1 protein-coding gene is annotated in these 1,170 nt (G+C 69.7%); it reads left to right on the top strand.

Annotated elements, in window-relative coordinates:
• Window positions 1-433: 433 nt before the first annotated feature.
• Entirely contained in the window at window positions 434-1,147 is a 714-nt protein-coding gene (locus tag MTR65_RS19415; protein WP_243803104.1) for a hypothetical protein, read from the top strand.
• Window positions 1,148-1,170: the final 23 nt, after the last annotated feature.

Below are 1,170 nucleotides of genomic sequence, written 5' to 3'. Positions count from 1 at the left end.
CTCGGCCGCGAGGTCGACCGCGGCGGCCAGCGCTGCCGCTAAGCGCCGCACAGGCTCACGCGCTGCGGACAGGGTCGCTTCGATCGCTCTCTCCCTCTCCTGATGGAGCGGCCCTGTCCCGACCGTGACCTTCCCCCCAATTCCCGAAATCCCTGTCCGCGCAGACGGCGATGCGCAGGTGGGGGCACGCCCTGCGGTGCAGGCACGCTTCACGGCCTGCCCGCGTGGGTGGAAGGGCGTCTGCACCCATGTGCAGGCGCCCTTTTTCGTGTGCGGTTTCTCATCCTCGGCAAGGATTGCCCGGACCCTTTTCCCGAAATGGGACGCTGGGGGTCAAGGCGCTGGTCTTTACCTGCCGTTTGCCCTTTGAGTGCATGTCCCCGGTGCCATGAGGCACGCGGGCAGGAAGGATACCGGGACGATGCAGGAGTGGATGCGAGGAACGCGGACGGGCGGCTGGGCCTGCGCGGCGCTGGCGAGCGTTCTCCTGGCAGGCTGCGGCACCTCCGAGGAGCCGACCTCTCCGGCCAGCGATCCGGCGATGAGCGGCGCTCTGGGCGAGGACATCATGGTCGACCCGGAAATGGCCGGTCAGGCCGGAGCGGCCCTCGAAGCCGAGGAGGGCGAGGTGAGCCTGCCCCCGGCGGACCGCTCGCCCGAGGCCATCCGCGATGCGCGCGCGAAAGCCGAAAAGCTGGTGGGCCACCCGATCAAGCCCGCGCCCGAAGCGCGCCAGGGCGGGGTCAATGTCCTCACCGAAAGCGCGGCGACCGCAGCCCAGGTCGCCAGGGCGACGAAGCTGGCGAAGACCGACTGCACGACCAAACTCGCCTTCTCGAACACCTGGGCGGCCAAGGTGCCCAAGGCGCTGCCCGTCTACCCGCGCGGCGCGGTGCAGGAAGCGGCCGGTGTCGCGGGCGAAGGCTGCGCGATGATCGTGGTGAACTACGCAACGCCCATCGGCGCGGGCGATGTCGTGGCGTTCTATCACGCCATGGCCGACAAGGCGGGCTACAGCGCGCAGGTGCGCCGCACCGGCAAGGACTACGCCATCGGCGGGCGCAAGGGCGATGCGGCCTATGTCGTCTACGCGGGGCCGTCCGGGCCGGGCACGACCGAGGTCAATCTCGTCACCACTGGCAAGTAGGGCGCAGAGCGGAAGAGAGTAAT

It is taken from the genome of Novosphingobium mangrovi (genome assembly GCF_022818885.1).
Taxonomy (GTDB): Bacteria; Pseudomonadota; Alphaproteobacteria; order Sphingomonadales; family Sphingomonadaceae; genus Novosphingobium; species Novosphingobium mangrovi.
The sequence above is the reverse complement of the archived record's forward strand: the minus strand, read 5'-3'. Positions and strand labels throughout refer to the sequence as shown.